This is a genomic window from Mycobacterium mantenii (genome assembly GCF_010731775.1).
In the GTDB taxonomy this organism is placed as follows: domain Bacteria; phylum Actinomycetota; class Actinomycetes; order Mycobacteriales; family Mycobacteriaceae; genus Mycobacterium; species Mycobacterium mantenii.
Genome location: NZ_AP022590.1, coordinates 5,405,741 through 5,421,443, shown reverse-complemented (window position 1 = coordinate 5,421,443; position 15,703 = coordinate 5,405,741). Strand labels below are relative to the sequence as shown.

Sequence of the window (15,703 nt, the reverse complement as noted above, 5' to 3'; positions counted from 1 at the left end):
TCTCTTACTCCGTTTGCTTCTCGCCCGTATCCGGTTCTTTTGACAGGGCCCACCGACCAGTAAACGATGGCTCTCGTCGCTGCGCGAAAGCGGCATAGGCAGCGGCCGCGTCTGTGGTTGCGAAGTTGACTCCCTGGGCGCGGGCCTCGTTGGCCAGGGCGTCACGCAGGGTGCGGTCGGCGCCCTCGTTCAGCAACGCCTTGGTGTGGGCCAGTGCGATCGGCGGACCGGCCGCCAGTCGGCTGGCGAGATCGTCGACGAAGGCGTCGATTTCAGCAGCCGACACCACCCAGGTCACCAAGTTGAGGGCGCTGGCTTCCTCGGCGTCTATCGTGTCCGCCAGCAGTGCGAGCCGCTTGGCCTGTTGCAAACCAACGATTTTGGGCAACAGCCACGAGCCGCCAAGATCGATCGACAGGCCACGCTTCGAAAAAATCTGGCAGAACCTCGATTCCGGCGTGGCCACCACCAAGTCACAGCCCAGCGCCAGGTTCCAGCCCGCCCCGACGGCCACCCCGGTCACCTTGGCAATCGTGGGAACCGACAGCTCGTGCAAGGCCAGCGCCACGTCGGTGAGGCGCTGCAACTTGTACTGCGGATGAATGTCCTCGGGAGCCGAGATGTCCGCGCCGGAGCAGAAGCTTCCCCCGGCACCGGTGATCACTAGTGCGCGCACGCTGGGATCGTGGCCGGCGGCGTCCAGGGTGTCCCGCAGGGCAACCCACAGTTCGGGGTTGATCGCGTTCTTTCGGCGCGGCCGGTTGAGCGTGAGGGTGCGTACTCCGTCGCGGTCGTCCGACAGCAGCACGGGGCCGTCGTGCGCGGTCAATAGCTCCTCGGCAATTTCAGGACGTTGGCTCCCAGGAAGTTCAGAATCATCTCCTGGCTGACCGGCGCGATCTTCATCAGCCGGGCCTCCCGGAAGTAGCGCGTGATGTGGTACTCCTCGGCATAACCCATGCCGCCGTGGGTTTGCAGCGCCCGGTCCGCGGCCGCAAAGCCGGCATCGGCACAGAGATACTTTGCGGTATTGGCTTCGCGCCCACAGGGTTTGCCGTTGTCGTACAGCCACGTGGACTTGCGCAGCATGAGTTCGGCGGCGTCGAGCCGGGCCAGCGAATCGGCGAGCGGGAACTGCAGTCCCTGGTTCATGCCGATAGGCCGGCCGAAGACCTCACGCTCGTTGCCGTACTTCACCGCCTTTTCCAGCGCCACCCGGCCGATGCCCAAGGCCTCGGCCGCAATCAGCATCCGCTCCGGGTTGAGGCCGTCGAGGATGTACTGAAAGCCCTTGCCCTCCTCACCAATCCGGTCCTCGACCGGCACCTCGAGGTTGTCGATGAACAATTCGTTGGAGCTGACGGCGTTGCGGCCCATCTTGCGGATCGGGCGGATGTCGACGCGGCTGCGGTCGAGATCGGTGAGGAACAGCGTCATCCCGTCAGTCTTCTTGGTGACGTCGTCGTAGCTCTGCGTCCGGGTGAGCAACAGGATCTTGTCGGATTCCATCGCCTTGGAGATCCAGACCTTGCGTCCATTGACGATGTACCGATCGCCGTCGCGCTTGGCGAACGTGGTGATGCGCGAAGTGTCAAGCCCGGCACCGGGTTCGGTGACGCCGAAGCAGACGTGCACCTCGCCGGTCGCGACGGCGGGCAACGTGCGGGCCTTGAGGTCATCTGAGCCGTGCACCACCACCGGCTGCATGCCGAAGATGGACAGGTGGATCGAGCTGGCGGCGTTCATGGCGCCACCGGACTTGGCGACCTCCTCGAGCAGGATCGTCGCTTCGGTGATGCCCAGCCCATGGCCGCCGTATTGGGTGGGGATGGTCATCCCCAACCAGCCGCCGTCGGCGATGGCGCGGTAGAACTCGGTCGGAAATTCGTGCGCCTGGTCTTTTTCCATCCAGTACTGGTCGTCGAATTTCCCCGCCAGCTCCGCGACTGACCGACGGATCAGTTCCTGGTCATCGGTCAGCTCAAAGTTCATTCCAGCGCCGGGCACTGCTCTAGTCTCCTTCGATTCGAAATGCACCGGCGTTGCGGTGACGTGTCAGTCCTTGTTGCCGGTAAGGGCTTTCGCGTTGGCCGCGAAATCCGCGAAGGACGAGCCGCCACGGGTGTCCTTGTCGTGGCCCGCCGCCTTTATGGACACGTCGTGACCCTCGGCGGCCTTGCGCAGCGCACCAACGGTCGCCTGTTCGCGCGAAATGTGGGTGAACGGGTCGAACGAGTACCACCGCATGGCGTTCTCGTAGGTCATCTTGTTGATCTCGTCGTCGGGAACGTTGTTGAGGGACAACACATCCCACAACTCTTCGGGTGCACCGGGCCACATCGAGTCGCTGTGCGGGTAGTCGGCCTCCCAGCAGATGTTGTCGATGCCGATCATGTTGCGCAGCGCCACACCGACCTTGTCGCTGATGAAGCAGGTCAGGAAGTGGTCGCGGAAGACCTCGCTGGGCAGCTTGCCCTTGAAGTCCTGGTGCGTCCAGGCGGAGTGCATCTCGAAGGTACGGTCCGCGCGCTCCAGGAAGTAGGGGATCCAGCCGGTTCCACCCTCGGACAGCGCGATCTTGAGGTCCGGATACTCCTTGATCGGCTTGGACCAGAGCAGGTCGGCGGCGGCCTGCACGATGTTCATCGGCTGCAGCGTGATCATCACGTCCATCGGCGCGTCCGGTGCGGTGATGGCCAGCCGCCCCGAGGAACCGATGTGCACGTTCATCACGGTGTCGGTGTCGCACAACGCCTTCCACAGCGGGGCCCAATAATCGTCGTGGAAGCTGGGGTAGCCCATTGCGGCCGGGTTCTCGGTGAAGGTCAGCGCGTGCACACCCTTCTTGGCGACCCGTCTCACCTCGGCGGCGCACGCCTCGGCGTCCCAGATGACCGGTATCGCCATCGGGATGAACCGCGCCGGGTAGGCGCCGCACCATTCGTCGATGTGCCAGTCGTTGTAGGCCTGCACCAGCGCGATCGAGAAGTCGTTGTCGTCGGTGGCGAACAGGCGGCCCGCGAAGCCTGGGAAGGAGGGGAAGCAGATCGAGGCCAGGATGCCGCCGGCGTTCATGTCCTTGACGCGCTCGTCCACGTTGTAACAACCCGGCCGGATCTCGTCGAGCCCCGTCGGCTCGATGCCGTACTCCTCTTTGGGCCGTCCGGCCACCGCGTTAAGCGCCACGTTGGGGATGACGGTGTCGCGGAACTTCCACATGTCCGAACCGTCGGCGTTGTGCACCAGCCGGGGAGCGTCGTCCTGATACTTCTGCGAAAGGTGGTTCTTGAACATGTCAGGCGGCTCGACGGTGTGGTCGTCGACGCTGATCAGGATCATGTCTTCTTTGTTCATGGCCGTCCCTTCCATCGGATCCATCGGATCGATTGCAGCCTCGGCGAATCGCTGTCCCGTGCCAAGATCACTAAAATGAAAACTATCTTCTCGCCAGGCGAGAATCAACATCCAGCACTTGCTGACGCGGTCCGCAGCCGCCTGACCAGCGGCCGAATGAGACTGCGGATTTCTTGCTGCCGCGCGCCAGTGCGATGAGGTAGTACGCGGCGTGCCAGACCGGCGCGTGGCCCCGGCCGGGTTTTCCGCTGTCAGCGCCCGGGTGAGCCGGTCACTGTCCACCCTCGCGCCCGCCCGGCACGTCGACATTGACCGGACGCGCGTTTCGTGCCAGTCTGTTAGTTGCAAATGAGAATCCGATTCTCTTTCACCGAGAGGACACCGCTAATGCGCTTGCGGCCGTTGCCCGCCGATCGGTGGGACGAGGCTACCCAGCAGGCGCTCTCGGCCATGCACGAAGCGGACACCAACAACGCGCTTTCGACCTTGGCTCACCACCCGGCGCTGGCCAAGGCGTTCCTTCGATTCAACGTCCACCTGTTGACGTCGTCCACGCTGCCGGCCCGCATCCGCGAACTGGCCATCCTGCGGGTGGCCCATCGTCGCCAGAGCACGTACGAGTGGTCCCACCACGTCAGCATGGCCAAGGACGAAGGGATCACCGACGACCAGATCGACGCGGTCAAGAGAGGTGAAGCCGCCGACCCATTCGATCGCGCGGTGATCACCGCGGTCGACGAACTCGAAGAGAAGTCACAGATGTCCGACCAGACCTGGGCGGCACTCGGCGAGCGCCTCAACGACCAGCAGCGCATGGATTTCATCTTCACGGTCGGTTGCTACGCGCTGCTGGCCATGGCTTTCAACACTTTTGGCGTCGAGCTCGAAAACGCCGATCAGCACTGACAGGAAGGTAAGAACGTTGCCCCACTTCCCCAAGCCAGCCGCCGGCAGCTGGACAGAAAACTACCCGGAACTGGGTACCGCGCCGGTCGACTACACCGACTCGATCGACCCGGCATTCTTCGAGGCCGAACGCGACGCGGTCTTCAGGAAGACGTGGCTGAACGTCGGTCGCGTCGAGCGCCTCCCCCGCACCGGCAGCTACTTCACCAGAGAGCTGCCGTCGGCCGGCAAAGGCACGTCGGTGATCATCACCAAGACCAAGGACGGGACCGTTAAGGCGTATCACAACGTCTGCCGCCACCGCGGAAACAAGCTGGTGTGGAACGATTTTCCGAACGAGGAGACCTCCGGCACCTGCCGGCAGTTCACCTGCAAGTACCACGCCTGGCGCTACAGCCTGGACGGTGACCTGACCTTCGTTCAGCAGGAAGAGGAGTTCTTCAACCTCGACAAGAGCAACTATGGGCTGGCGCCCGTCCGCTGCGAGGTGTGGGAAGGCTTCATCTTCATCAACTTCGACGACAACGCGGCGCCACTGGTCGACTATCTCGGGCCGCTCGCCAAGAGCATCGAGGGCTACCCCTTCGGCGAGATGACCGAGACCTACTCCTACCGAGCCGAGGTCGGCAGCAACTGGAAGCTGTTCATCGACGCGTTCGTCGAGTTCTACCACGCGCCGATCCTGCACCAGGGCCAGTACACGAAGGAAGAAGCCGCCAAGATCCAGAAGTTCGGCTACGAGGCGCTGCACTACGAGGTGGCCGGCCCGCACAGCCTGCAGTCGACCTGGGGCGGTCAGGCACCGCCCCCGGACATGTCCATGGTCAAGCCGTTGGACCAGGTGTTGCGCAGCGGGTTGTTCGGTCCGTGGGACAAGCCGGAAATCATCGAAAAGCTTGAGTTGCCACCGGGTGTCAACGTGAAGCGGGTGCCGCAGTGGGGCATCGACTCGTGGCTCTTCTACCCCAACTTCATGCTGCTGATCTGGGAGCCGGGCTGGTTCCTGACCTACCACTACTGGCCTACCGCGGTGGACAAGCACATTTTCGAGTCCACGCTGTATTTCGTGCCGCCGCGCAACGCCCGCGAGCGCCTGGCCCAGGAGTTGGCCGCGGTGACGTTCAAGGAGTACGCGCTGCAGGACGCCAACACTCTGGAAGCGACCCAGACCATGATCGGCACCCGGGCGGTCAAAGAGTTCCTGCTGTGTGACCAGGAAGTCTTGATCCGTCATCTGCACAAGACGACCGGTGACTACGTGAAGGAGTACCAAAACAATGGCGCTACCGTCTGAATTCGCGGCCCTGGAGCCGTATTTGGATTGGGATCTGGCCACCGAGCCCGAGCGTTACGCCAAGCGGCTGGCATCCTCGATGGCCGAGATGCAGGCGTTCTACGACGTCGCGTTCCCCAAGTTGAACGATGTCATCGAGTACTGCGACAAGTTCCCGCTGGACGACCTTCCCGATGATGCCAAGAGTTTGATGCACATCATGCAGTCGCTGGTCATGGTGTCGTTCCCGATCGAGGCCTGGAAGCAGCCACGCGTCCCCGACAGCGGCGCGGCGTGGGTTGAAGTGATCCGGGAACCGGTGATCTGACAAGTGTTGACGCTCAAGGCCGCTGGACTACTTGACGTCGATGCCGGCGAAATCGTGTCGCCCGGCATTCTGCGGGTCGACGGCGACCGGATCATCGGCGTCGGCGGGAAACGCGAAGGCGACATGATCGACCTCGGCGACCAGATCCTGCTGCCGGGTCTGATGGACATGGAGGTCAACCTCCTGATGGGCGGCCGCGGCGAGAAACCCGGGCTGTCCATGGTTCAGGACGACCCACCGACGCGCGTATTGCGTGCGGTCGGCAATGCCCGGCGCACATTGCGCGCCGGGTTCACCACGGTGCGCAACCTCGGCCTGTTCGTCAAGACTGGCGGGTACCTGCTCGACGTCGCGCTGAGCAAGGCCATCGACGCGGGCTGGATCGACGGGCCGCGGGTGGTGCCGGCCGGGCACGCGATCACCCCGACCGGTGGGCATCTGGACCCGACGATGTTCGCCGCGTTCGCACCGCATGCGCTGGAGTTGACGGTTGAGGAGGGCATCGCCAACGGGATCGACGAGATCCGCAAGGCCGTGCGCTACCAGATCAAGCACGGCGCCGAGCTGATCAAGGTCTGCTGCTCGGGCGGCGTCATGTCGCTGACCGGTCCGCCTGGTGCCCAACACTATTCGGACGAAGAGTTACGCGCGATCGTTGACGAGGCCCACCGCCGCGGGCTGCGCGTCGCCGCGCACACACACGGCGCCGAAGCGGTCAAGCACGCCGTCGAGGCGGGCATCGACTGCATCGAGCATGGATTCCTGATTGACGACGAGGCCATCGCCATGATGGTCGAGCACGAAACCTTTCTGGTCAGCACCCGGCGCCTGGCCGACGGCGACGCGATGGACGTCTCGCACGCCCCGCCGGCGTTGCAGGCCAAGGCCGCCGAGATGTTCCCGAAGGCGCGCACCTCGATACTGGCCGCCTACGAAGCCGGCGTGAAGATCGCGATCGGCACCGACGCCCCGGCGATACCGCACGGCAAGAACGCCGATGAGCTCGTCACGCTCGTCGACTGGGGCTTGCCACCATTGGCGGTCCTGCGCGCCGCCACGGTGACCGCGGCCGAGTTGATCAACGCCACCGATCGAGGACGACTGGCCCACGGCCAGCTCGCAGATATCATCGCGGTGCCGGGAAACCCGTTGGAGGACATCACGGTTACCCAACACGTCAGCTTCGTCATGAAAGGCGGCAAGGTCTATGTCGACACCAGATCAGACCAACAGCGGACCAAGCAGAACTGACGACCTGGTCGAGATTCAGCAGATGCTCGGCCGCTACGCGGTCACCATCACCCAGGAAGACATCGAGGGTCTCGTCGCCGTCTTCACCCCCGACGGCACCTACAGCGCCTTCGGCGAGACCTACAGCCTGAGCCGGTTCCCGGAATTGGTTGCCGCGGCCCCAAAGGGCTTGTTTCTCACCGGAACCGCGGTGATCGACCTGGACGGCGACGCCGCCAGCGGCACCCAACCGCTCTGCTTCATCGACCACGCCACACATGACATGCGGATCGGCTACTATCGCGACACCTACGTGCGAACCGCCGACGGGTGGCGACTCAAGACCCGCGCCATGACCTTCATCCGCCGCAGCGGTGTGCACGACTCCGGACGCGCACACGCCATCGGGCGACCCGCCGGTGACTCTGCGGCCCAGGCAGCGACCGAAGGAGCCGACCCATCGAAGTGAATGTCGAGCAGTTCCGGGCCGACCTGCGCGCATGGCTCGACGACAATGACCTGACCCCTGAGCACGACCACTCCCTGCAGGGGCACATGCGGCAGTTCGCCCGGGTCAGCCGCGCGCTCTATGACGCCGATTGGATGCGGTTCGGCTGGCCGGTCGAGGTGGGTGGACTGGGCGGCCCCGCGCTGCTGCGCGCGATCGTCGGCGAAGAGGTGGTAGGCCGTCGCCTCGCCGAACCCGGCCCCTACTCGATGCTCGAGGTGCTCGCGCCCACCATGATCGATTACGCGCCGGCCGAGCTGGCCAAGGAAATGGTGCCGCGCCTACTCAGTGGCGAAGAGCAATGGTGTCAAGGCTTTTCCGAGCCGGGTTCGGGCAGCGACCTGGCGTCGCTGACCACTCGCGCGACGCAGCAAGGCGATAACTGGATTGTCAACGGGCAAAAGGTCTGGACCAGCTTCGCGCAATTCTCCACCCGCTGCGTCCTGCTCACCCGCACCGCACCCGGGCACGACGGCATCACCGCTTTCTTCGTCGACCTCGATACCCCGGGCATCACCATCCGTCCGCTGCGGACGATGCACGGTGTCGACGAATTCTGCGAGGTGTACTACGACGACGTGGTGATCCCGGCCAGCAGGATGCTGGGCAAGCCCGGGGATGGCTGGCAACTGGCCATGGACCTGCTGCCCTATGAGCGTTCCGCCTGCTTCTGGCAGCGAATCGCCTACCTCTACTCGCGTTTCGACGATCTGATCACCACGGCGTCCGAAAGCGGGGAGCCCGACGAATCCGCGCTCGGCGGAGCCTATTTGGCGCTTCACACGTTGCGTTGCCGGTCGCGCGCCACTCAGCACCGGATGCGCGACGGGGCCCGGTTGGGACCTGACACCTCCGTCGACAAGGTGCTGCTCGCCTCCGCGGAGCAACGGCTCTACGACACTGTCCGCGACATGTTGCCGGGAACGCTCGAGCTCGAAGACGCCCCGTGGCGCTCGGAATATCTGTACTCGCGCGCGGCGACGATCTACGGCGGCACCGCCGAGATCCAGCGCAACATCATCGCCCGCCGGCTGCTCGACCTCGGGAAGGAGTGAACCGTGGCCCACACCGCAGACACCGAGTCCGACCCCGAATCGCTGCGCCTGCTGGCAGATTCGCTGCGCACGACGATGAGCGCCGCCTCGGGCGCCAAGCTGGACGCGGCGCTGACCGACCTCGGCTGGCGCGACATGCTCGACGAAATGCCCGATATCGCAATCCCTTTGGTGTTCAAGCTGCTCGGCGAGACCGGCGCGCACGCACCCGTGCTCAACGACGTGGTGCTGTGCGCGGCGGGCGATGCGCCTGGGGGCACGATGCCGCTGCCGTTCGCCGGGGGGTCCTGGGTGCTGTGGGAGCGCCGCGACCACTCCGGCTCGGCGATCGACGAGCTGCTGCCGATACATCCCGCGCCGCAAGGGGACCCGTTGCCGTCAGCGGCGCTGTATGCCGGGTGGCAGGCCCTGGGATGGTGGCTGGTTGGCACCAGCCGCGCCATGCTGTCGCTGGCCCGCCAGCACGCCGTGGACCGCGTTCAATTCGGTCGGCACATCAGCTCATTCCAGGCGATCAGGCACCGGCTGGCCGAGACACTCGTCGCGATTGAGGGCGCCGAGGCCACACTGCAGACCGCCACGGAATGTGACGATCCGCAGGGAATGGCTTGCATGCTGGCCAAGGCCGCGGCCGGTCAGGCGGCGCTCACCACCGCACGGCACTGCCAGCAGGTGCTCGGCGGTATCGGCTTCACCGCCGAGCACCCGCTGCACCACCACATCAAGCGGTCACTGATTCTGGACGGACTGCTGGGTAGCTCTCGAGAATTGACACGCCAAGCCGGAAAGGCGGTCGTGGCGGCCGGATCCGCGCCCCGGCTCGCGCAGCTCTAACGAGACGCTTCCGAAGCCGCGCGGGCACCACCGGGTGCGGGGCCGCGGTACACCCGATTTGTTGTTCCTTGGGTGACGCTCGGAGCAGACTGGGCGCGGAGCACAACCGGCACCTGTCGTCGACCCGAGGAGGTGGGGAGTCATGAGTCACCCCGACGCACCGCGAAACGAGGTCGGCGTCGCCTCGGTGCTCCTGGGTCTGGTCGGACTCATCACCTGCTGGTTGCTGCTCGGAGTGCCCTTTGGCATCGCGGCGTTGGTGACGGGCGACATCGCCCGGCGAAGGGTCGCCCGCGGGGAGGCGAATAATTTCCGAACTGCCGTGACCGGCATGGTGTTAGGGGCGATCGCGATAGTGGCGGGTCTGGCCGCCATTGGCTACTACGCTCAACTGGACGCCCGGAATCACTGACGCGCCCATCAATTGCGCGGTAACCCGAGTACGCGTTCGGCGATGATGTTGCGCTGGATTTCCGACGTGCCGCCGGCGATGGTAGCTGCGAAGGTGCGGGTGTACCGGTCGAACCAACTGCCGTAGTGGCTGTCCAGGTTTAGCGGGGCGAACGGGGCGGTGACCGCACGCAATGCCAGTCCGTCGCCGTGCTTGGCGTTGAGGGCGTCCTCACTGGCGCGTTGCATCGCCTCCGAGCCGAGCAACTTGAGCACCGACTGGGCGGGTACGTCCTCTTCGCCGCGCGCCGCTTTGGCCAGCGTCGCCGACCCCAGCAGCCGCATCGCGTAGAAGTCCATCACCAGGGTCGCGTAGTGATCCCGCTGCACGGGACCCGAGGGATTGGACTCGACGGTCAACGCGTGCAGCATGTCGGCGTAATCCAGCCACAGCATCGCGCGTTCGTGGCCGAGCGAACCGGTTGCGACGCGCCAGCCCGCGTTGAGCTCCCCCACTAAGTTTTCGGCCGGCACCCGCGCGTCGGTGAAGAAGACCTCGTTGAAGTCGACGTCTTCGATGTCGCCCACCGAGGCGAACGGGCGACGGACCACGCCGGGGGTGTCGGTCGGGATCAGTAAAGCGCTGATGCCCTTATGTTTTGGCGCGTCCGGGTCGGTGCGCACAAATGTCAGCAACACGTCGGCGTGATGGGCGCCCGATGTCCATACCTTCTGCCCGTTGACGACGAATTCCTCACCGTCACGCACGGCGCGGGTCTTCAGCGACGCGAGATCCGAGCCCGCGCCGGGTTCACTCATTCCCAGCGACGCGGTGATCTCCGCGCGCAGAATCGGCACCGCCCATCGCTGCTTCTGTTCAGGCGTGCCGAACGACAGCAATGACGCCGCGATGATGCCGACACCCTGCGGATTGAAACTCTGATAGATCCGCCGTCGCGACAGCTCTTCCTGGTACACGTATTGCTGCAGCAGCGTCGCGTTGCGCCCACCGAACTCCGGCGGGTTGCCGGGCTGAAGCCACCCGCTGTCGAACAGCAAGCGTTGCCACCGGCGGGCCCACTCCGGGATGTCCGAACTCGACTGCGGCCTCGCGAACGCCTCAGCCTCGGAAGGCAGATGCGCGTCGAGGAAAGCAACGAATTCGGCCCGGAACGCCTCCACGTCGGCATCAAACGTCAGCTGCACAGCACTTCCCGGAATGGTCCCGAGCACACCCGCGCCGGCGGTAGATCAAGGTTTCCGCCGACGGCGTGGTTCACTCTTGCGATTACGCTTCCATACACACGTCTAAGAGAATAGTATTCTCGCAGTAAGAAAGTTACAATCTCGGACACGTGATCCGTGAGGGGGTTGAGCGCAGCGATGTCACGGCGTTCTCCGGTAGAGTCCAACCATGTTCTCCCCTCGCGGCAATCGCCTGAGCCGGCCGTGACCAATCCAAGCGAAGAACCGGCCTGGAAACAGCGAGCGGTCGAGCGGTCCATCAAGACGGCGAAATTGCGCGCGGCGCAGCGTGTTCAGCGCTTCCTCGATGCCGCCCAGGCCATCATCATCGAAAAGGGCAGCACGGACTTTACCGTGCAGGAGGTCGTAGACCGCTCCCGCCAGTCGTTGCGCAGCTTCTACCTGCAATTCGACGGCAAGCACGAGTTGCTGCTGGCGCTCTTCGAGGATGCGTTGAGCCGATCGGCCGACCAGATCCGCGCGGCCACCGAGAGCCACACCGATCCGCTGGAGCGCCTGCAGGTCGCCGTCCAGCTTCTGTACGAGGCGTCCCGCCCGGACCCGACGGCCAAGCGCCCGCTCTTCACCGACTTTGCCCCGAGGCTGCTGGTGACACACCCGGCCGAGGTCAAAGTGGCGCATGCACCGCTGCTGGCGTTGCTGACGGAACTGATGGAGGCGGCGCACGACGCCGGCAAGTTGCGCAACACCATCAATCCCAAGCGGGTGGCCGCCATGACCATGCAGACCGTCATGTTCATCGCGCAGTCCAGTGGCGGGCCCGACGACGCGACGATGCACCCCATCACCGCCGAAGAGGTGTGGGATTTCTGCTCACGTGGATTCGTCGCGTAGCACCCCACCCTTCCCCCGTCTCACGGTGAGCAAATAGCGCACGTCGTTTGCCGGTGAGAATGAGATTCTCTAATATCTAGAATCACAAATAGCCGAAACGGATTCGTCATTGACACCCGTGACGGCCGAATGACAGAGTTCAAGGGCGGCAAGACCCGTGGTCCGGGAACGCGTTTGTCCCGGGAGGCGTGCCGATCAATAGTCAGGAGTTGAGGGAGCCATGACCGGACGTGTTGAGGGCAAAGTCGCTTTCGTCACCGGAGCGGCACGCGGTCAGGGCCGCAGCCACGCGGTGCGATTGGCCCAGGAGGGGGCCGACATCATCGCGGTCGACATCTGCAAGCCCATCCGCGAGGGCGTCGTGGACACCGCGATCCCGGCGTCGACACCCGAAGACCTCGCCGAGACCGCCGACCTGGTCAAGGGGCACAACCGCAGAATCTTCACGGCCGAAGTCGACGTGCGCGACTACGACGCACTCAAGGCGGCGGTGGACAGTGGCGTCGAACAGCTCGGCCGGCTCGACATCGTCGTGGCCAACGCCGGAATCGGCAACGGCGGCGAGACTTTGGACAAGACCAGCGAAGAAGACTGGACAGAGATGATCGACATCAACCTGGCCGGCGTGTGGAAAACAGTGAAAGCCGGTGTGCCGCACCTTCTGGCGGGCGGCCGCGGCGGATCCATCATCCTGACCAGCTCGGTGGGCGGGCTCAAGGCCTACCCCCACACCGGCCACTACGTCGCGGCCAAGCACGGTGTCGTCGGATTGATGCGCGCCTTCGGAGTTGAGCTGGGGCAGCACATGATTCGCGTCAACTCCGTGCACCCGACCCACGTCAAGACTCCCATGCTGCACAACGACGGCACCTTCAAGATGTTCCGCCCGGATCTGGAAAACCCGGGCCCCGACGACATGGCGCCGATCTGCCAGCTGTTCCACACGCTGCCGATCCCCTGGGTCGAACCGATCGACATTAGCAACGCGGTGCTGTTCTTCGCCTCGGACGAAGCGCGCTACATCACCGGCGTGACCCTGCCCGTCGATGCGGGCAGCTGCCTGAAGTAGTCCCTAGAAGGGGCTGCTGTTGGACTGCCACTCCGCCGATTCGGGTCGCGGCCCGTAACGCCGGATGTAGTCCTCGTGCATCCGCGCCTGCTTCTGGCGGGTGATCACGTCGACCAGGTTTGGATCCAGTCCATGGACCGCCAACCGGTGCCGACGCCAGACCTTGTTGAGGGCAAGGGTTATCAGCAACGCCCAGATGTAGAGCGGCGCGGTCATCTCGGTGTGTACGTAAAGCGATGCGGGCAGCAGCCAAAACGGGGCGAGGACCAGCAGGGGCGGTATGGACCACCTGATCATGTGCCGGCGGATGGCCCCCTCCCCTGCCAGATCGCGCGCGACCCAGCTGCGCATCGAGTCGGGCAGTCGCCGGCCGTAGGAATAGCCGATGTATTGCCAGAGATTGGGTTTCGCTGCGGTCATGGTGGCTCCTCGGGGTGGGGTCAGGATTGAAGGGCGCCGACCGCCACGGCGGCGGCGTTGATGCGGGTGAGGACCCGATGCAGGTTCTCGAGTTCGGCCAGCTCGACACCCAGCCGTGCCACGACGGCCGACGGAATCTCTAGTGCCCGCTCCCGCAAGGCAATTCCGCGCTGCGTGAGCGTCACGTCGGTGGCGCGCTCGTCGGCCGAATTCTTGGCGCGAGTGATCAGCCCCTGCCCCTCCAGGCGCTTGAGCATTGGCGAGAGCGTAGCGGAATCCATCTGCAAGGCCGCGGCGATCTGCTTGACCGACAGCGGGAACTGGTCAGCCGCGGGGGTTTTGCGGTGGTCCCACAGCGCCAGCATCACCAGGTATTGCGGATGGGTCAGGCCCAGCGGTTCCAAGAGGGGCCGATACACCGCCAAGACCGCCCGGTTCGTCGTCGCCAGCGCGAAGCACACCTGGTGTTCGAGTGCCAGCGGATCGATGTCGCGTGTGGGGGCGGCCATATATGTATGGTGCCCTAATAGTTAGCGTCCTATCTACATGATGTCTCTCACACCGGTACCGGCGCGGGTAATACGCTCGGAACCTATGGACGATTTGCAGGGACGCGGCGCAGTCATCACCGGCGGTGCAAGCGGCATCGGTTTGGCCACCGCCACCGAATTCGCCCGCCGCGGCGCCCGCGTGGTGCTCTCCGACGTCGATCAGCCCGCGCTTCAGCAGGCGGTGAATCGGTTGCGCGGCGACGGTTTCGACGCGCACGGCGTGATCTGCGATGTTCGGCAGCTCGACGACATGGTCCGCCTCGCCGACGAGTCCTTCCGGCTGCTGGGTCAGGTCGACGTCGTGTTCAGCAACGCCGGCATCGTCGTCGCGGGACCGATGGCCCAGATGAACCACGACGACTGGCGCTGGGTGATTGACATCGACCTGTGGGGATCGATCCATGCCGTCGAGGCTTTCGTGCCGAGGCTGATCGACCAGGGCAAGGGCGGACACATCGCGTTCACCGCGTCCTTCGCCGGCCTGGTGCCCAACAACGGCCTCGGGACCTACGGTGTTGCCAAATACGGCGTCGTCGGGCTCGCGGAAACATTGGCTCGCGAGCTCAAGCCCAACGCCATCGGAGTTTCGGTGCTGTGCCCGATGGTGGTGGAGACCAAGCTGGTCTCCAACTCCGAACGGATCCGCGGCGCGGATTACGGACTGTCAGCGACGCCGGAAGGGGCCTTCGGTCCGCTGCCGACGCAGGACGAGGCGGTCAGCGCAGACGACGTCGCCCGCCTGACGGCCGACGCGATTCTGGCCAACCGCCTGTACGTGCTGCCGCACGGGGCCGCCCGGGATTCGATCCGGCGCAGGTTCGAGCGCATCGACCGAACCTTCGATGAACAGGCCGCCGCGGGCTGGACCCACTAGCTCGCCGGGCCCAACCGGTAGTCGCCGGTTTGGGGATCGTGGTACCAGCCGCTGGAGGCCTGGGTGCCGCCGTCGATGTGCAGCGTCTGCCCGGTCAGATAGGCGGACATGTCCGAGGCCAGAAAGACTGCGGCACTGGCGATCTCGTCGACATGACCGGGGCGTCCCAGCGGCACGATATTGCCCATCGCGCTCGTCGCCGCCTCGCCACCAAGGCGCGCCAGCCCCTCGGTGAGCGTGATGTCGGGCGCTATCGCGTTGACCCGGATCCCGTGCGGCGCCAGTTCCAGCGCCGCGGTCTTGGTGTAGTTGATGACACCGGCCTTGGCGGCGGCGTAGGCCGCGTAGCCCGGTGCGGCTCGGACGCCCTCGATCGAGGTGAGCGACATGATGCTGCCGGGCAGACTCGCGGACACCATCTGGCGGGCAATCCGCTGGCTGCACAGCAGTACGTGGCGCAGGTTGGCACGATAGAGCGCATCCCAGCCGTTCTCGCTGGTTTCCAGCAACGGCGAGGAGAACACGCCGCCGGCGTTGTTCACCAGGATCGTCGGGGTGCCCAGCTCGGCGCCGGTGCGCTCCAGGGCGGCGTCCACCTGTTCGCTGTCTCGGACATCGGTGACGATGCCCAGGGCGCCGATGGATTCCGCTGCCTGCGCGCAGGTTTGCGGGTCGCGTTCCCAGATCGCCACCCGGGCACCGAATGCCGCCATTCCGGCCGCGATACCGCGGCCGATGCCCGCTCCCCCACCGGTCACCACCGCGACACGGCCGGTGAGCAGAATGTTCGAAGGATCGATTGCCACCGTGG

General features: G+C 65.0%; 18 protein-coding genes. 11 read left to right on the top strand and 7 right to left on the bottom strand.

Annotation, left to right across the window (positions count from 1 at the left end; translation table 11 throughout):
- Nucleotides 1-4 precede the first annotated feature (4 nt).
- The 3 genes from G6N50_RS25015 to G6N50_RS25005 all read right to left on the bottom strand — a co-directional run bounded on the left by G6N50_RS25015 (nucleotide 5) and on the right by G6N50_RS25005 (nucleotide 3,354).
- Entirely contained in the window at nucleotides 5-829 is an 825-nt protein-coding gene (locus G6N50_RS25015) for an enoyl-CoA hydratase/isomerase family protein (protein ID WP_083093751.1), read from the bottom strand.
- A complete protein-coding gene (locus G6N50_RS25010) occupies nucleotides 826-1,992 on the bottom strand; it encodes an acyl-CoA dehydrogenase family protein (RefSeq protein ID WP_083093754.1) in 1,167 nt (388 codons plus the stop codon). The genes G6N50_RS25015 and G6N50_RS25010 overlap by 4 nt, the downstream gene beginning before the upstream one ends.
- Nucleotides 1,993-2,055: 63 nt before the next feature.
- Nucleotides 2,056-3,354 carry an amidohydrolase family protein gene (locus G6N50_RS25005; protein WP_083093975.1) on the bottom strand — a complete coding sequence of 433 codons (1,299 nt, stop codon included), beginning with the start codon at nucleotides 3,352-3,354 and terminating at the stop codon, nucleotides 2,056-2,058.
- Nucleotides 3,355-3,741: 387 nt separating this feature from the next.
- On the opposite strand from G6N50_RS25005, the gene G6N50_RS25000 reads away from it, so the two are divergent.
- The 8 genes from G6N50_RS25000 (at nucleotide 3,742) to G6N50_RS24965 (ending at nucleotide 9,900) form a co-directional block, all read left to right on the top strand.
- The gene (locus G6N50_RS25000; RefSeq protein WP_083093757.1) at nucleotides 3,742-4,260 is read left to right on the top strand and encodes a carboxymuconolactone decarboxylase family protein; all 519 of its coding nucleotides are present in this window, start codon (nucleotides 3,742-3,744) and stop codon (nucleotides 4,258-4,260) included.
- 16 nt (nucleotides 4,261-4,276) lie between these two features.
- Complete coding sequence (locus tag G6N50_RS24995) at nucleotides 4,277-5,554, top strand: aromatic ring-hydroxylating oxygenase subunit alpha (protein ID WP_067832168.1); 1,278 nt, start codon at nucleotides 4,277-4,279, stop codon at nucleotides 5,552-5,554.
- Entirely contained in the window at nucleotides 5,538-5,861 is a 324-nt protein-coding gene (locus tag G6N50_RS24990) for a hypothetical protein (RefSeq protein WP_067832166.1), read from the top strand. Before G6N50_RS24995 ends, G6N50_RS24990 begins: the two co-directional genes overlap by 17 nt.
- Before the next feature lie 3 nt (nucleotides 5,862-5,864).
- On the top strand, nucleotides 5,865-7,112 hold the full coding sequence (locus G6N50_RS24985) for a metal-dependent hydrolase family protein (protein WP_083093760.1): 1,248 nt from the start codon (nucleotides 5,865-5,867) through the stop codon (nucleotides 7,110-7,112).
- On the top strand, nucleotides 7,069-7,560 hold the full coding sequence (locus tag G6N50_RS24980; protein ID WP_083093763.1) for a nuclear transport factor 2 family protein: 492 nt from the start codon (nucleotides 7,069-7,071) through the stop codon (nucleotides 7,558-7,560). Before G6N50_RS24985 ends, G6N50_RS24980 begins: the two co-directional genes overlap by 44 nt.
- Nucleotides 7,557-8,654 (top strand): acyl-CoA dehydrogenase family protein, encoded by a 1,098-nt coding sequence (locus G6N50_RS24975; protein WP_083093766.1) that lies wholly within the window; start codon nucleotides 7,557-7,559, stop codon nucleotides 8,652-8,654. The genes G6N50_RS24980 and G6N50_RS24975 overlap by 4 nt, the downstream gene beginning before the upstream one ends.
- Before the next feature lie 75 nt (nucleotides 8,655-8,729).
- Complete coding sequence (locus G6N50_RS24970) at nucleotides 8,730-9,488, top strand: acyl-CoA dehydrogenase family protein (RefSeq protein WP_179970190.1); 759 nt, start codon at nucleotides 8,730-8,732, stop codon at nucleotides 9,486-9,488.
- A gap of 142 nt (nucleotides 9,489-9,630) precedes the next feature.
- The gene (locus G6N50_RS24965) at nucleotides 9,631-9,900 is read left to right on the top strand and encodes a DUF4190 domain-containing protein (protein WP_083093772.1); all 270 of its coding nucleotides are present in this window, start codon (nucleotides 9,631-9,633) and stop codon (nucleotides 9,898-9,900) included.
- 8 nt (nucleotides 9,901-9,908) lie between these two features.
- Here G6N50_RS24965 and G6N50_RS24960 read toward each other — a convergent pair whose 3' ends face one another.
- Nucleotides 9,909-11,084: an acyl-CoA dehydrogenase family protein gene (locus tag G6N50_RS24960; protein WP_083093976.1), complete on the bottom strand. Its 1,176-nt coding sequence runs from the start codon at nucleotides 11,082-11,084 to the stop codon at nucleotides 9,909-9,911.
- A 243-nt stretch (nucleotides 11,085-11,327) separates the two neighbouring features.
- On the opposite strand from G6N50_RS24960, the gene G6N50_RS24955 reads away from it, so the two are divergent.
- Both G6N50_RS24955 and G6N50_RS24950 read left to right on the top strand, forming a co-directional pair.
- Entirely contained in the window at nucleotides 11,328-11,978 is a 651-nt protein-coding gene (locus G6N50_RS24955; RefSeq protein WP_083093775.1) for a TetR/AcrR family transcriptional regulator, read from the top strand.
- Nucleotides 11,979-12,198: 220 nt separating this feature from the next.
- Nucleotides 12,199-13,047 (top strand): mycofactocin-coupled SDR family oxidoreductase, encoded by an 849-nt coding sequence (locus tag G6N50_RS24950; protein ID WP_083093777.1) that lies wholly within the window; start codon nucleotides 12,199-12,201, stop codon nucleotides 13,045-13,047.
- A 3-nt stretch (nucleotides 13,048-13,050) separates the two neighbouring features.
- On the opposite strand, the gene G6N50_RS24945 is transcribed toward G6N50_RS24950, so the two are convergent.
- The gene (locus tag G6N50_RS24945; RefSeq protein ID WP_083093779.1) at nucleotides 13,051-13,467 is read right to left on the bottom strand and encodes a DUF5313 domain-containing protein; all 417 of its coding nucleotides are present in this window, start codon (nucleotides 13,465-13,467) and stop codon (nucleotides 13,051-13,053) included.
- A gap of 20 nt (nucleotides 13,468-13,487) precedes the next feature.
- Nucleotides 13,488-13,976, bottom strand: a complete 489-nt coding sequence (locus G6N50_RS24940; RefSeq protein WP_083093781.1) for a MarR family winged helix-turn-helix transcriptional regulator — start codon at nucleotides 13,974-13,976, stop codon at nucleotides 13,488-13,490.
- Nucleotides 13,977-14,061: 85 nt separating this feature from the next.
- On the opposite strand from G6N50_RS24940, the gene G6N50_RS24935 reads away from it, so the two are divergent.
- Nucleotides 14,062-14,892, top strand: a complete 831-nt coding sequence (locus G6N50_RS24935; protein WP_083093782.1) for an SDR family NAD(P)-dependent oxidoreductase — start codon at nucleotides 14,062-14,064, stop codon at nucleotides 14,890-14,892.
- Here G6N50_RS24935 and G6N50_RS24930 read toward each other — a convergent pair.
- Nucleotides 14,889-15,698 (bottom strand): SDR family NAD(P)-dependent oxidoreductase, encoded by an 810-nt coding sequence (locus G6N50_RS24930; RefSeq protein ID WP_083093784.1) that lies wholly within the window; start codon nucleotides 15,696-15,698, stop codon nucleotides 14,889-14,891. The two genes, G6N50_RS24935 and G6N50_RS24930, sit on opposite strands and share 4 nt — an antisense overlap.
- Nucleotides 15,699-15,703 lie beyond the last annotated feature (5 nt).

What these genes read in the sequence shown, in the direction of transcription:
- G6N50_RS25010 (WP_083093754.1), bottom strand. Translation starts at nt 1,992, where the DNA reads ATGAACTTTGAGCTGACCGATGACCAGGAACTGATCCGTCGGTCAGTC.
- G6N50_RS25005 (WP_083093975.1), bottom strand. Translation starts at nt 3,354, where the DNA reads ATGAACAAAGAAGACATGATCCTGATCAGCGTCGACGACCACACCGTC.
- G6N50_RS25000 (WP_083093757.1), top strand. Translation starts at nt 3,742, where the DNA reads ATGCGCTTGCGGCCGTTGCCCGCCGATCGGTGGGACGAGGCTACCCAG.
- G6N50_RS24990 (WP_067832166.1), top strand. Translation starts at nt 5,538, where the DNA reads ATGGCGCTACCGTCTGAATTCGCGGCCCTGGAGCCGTATTTGGATTGG.
- G6N50_RS24980 (WP_083093763.1), top strand. Translation starts at nt 7,069, where the DNA reads ATGTCGACACCAGATCAGACCAACAGCGGACCAAGCAGAACTGACGAC.
- G6N50_RS24970 (WP_179970190.1), top strand. Translation starts at nt 8,730, where the DNA reads ATGAGCGCCGCCTCGGGCGCCAAGCTGGACGCGGCGCTGACCGACCTC.
- G6N50_RS24965 (WP_083093772.1), top strand. Translation starts at nt 9,631, where the DNA reads ATGAGTCACCCCGACGCACCGCGAAACGAGGTCGGCGTCGCCTCGGTG.
- G6N50_RS24950 (WP_083093777.1), top strand. Translation starts at nt 12,199, where the DNA reads ATGACCGGACGTGTTGAGGGCAAAGTCGCTTTCGTCACCGGAGCGGCA.
- G6N50_RS24945 (WP_083093779.1), bottom strand. Translation starts at nt 13,467, where the DNA reads ATGACCGCAGCGAAACCCAATCTCTGGCAATACATCGGCTATTCCTAC.
- G6N50_RS24940 (WP_083093781.1), bottom strand. Translation starts at nt 13,976, where the DNA reads ATGGCCGCCCCCACACGCGACATCGATCCGCTGGCACTCGAACACCAG.
- G6N50_RS24935 (WP_083093782.1), top strand. Translation starts at nt 14,062, where the DNA reads ATGGACGATTTGCAGGGACGCGGCGCAGTCATCACCGGCGGTGCAAGC.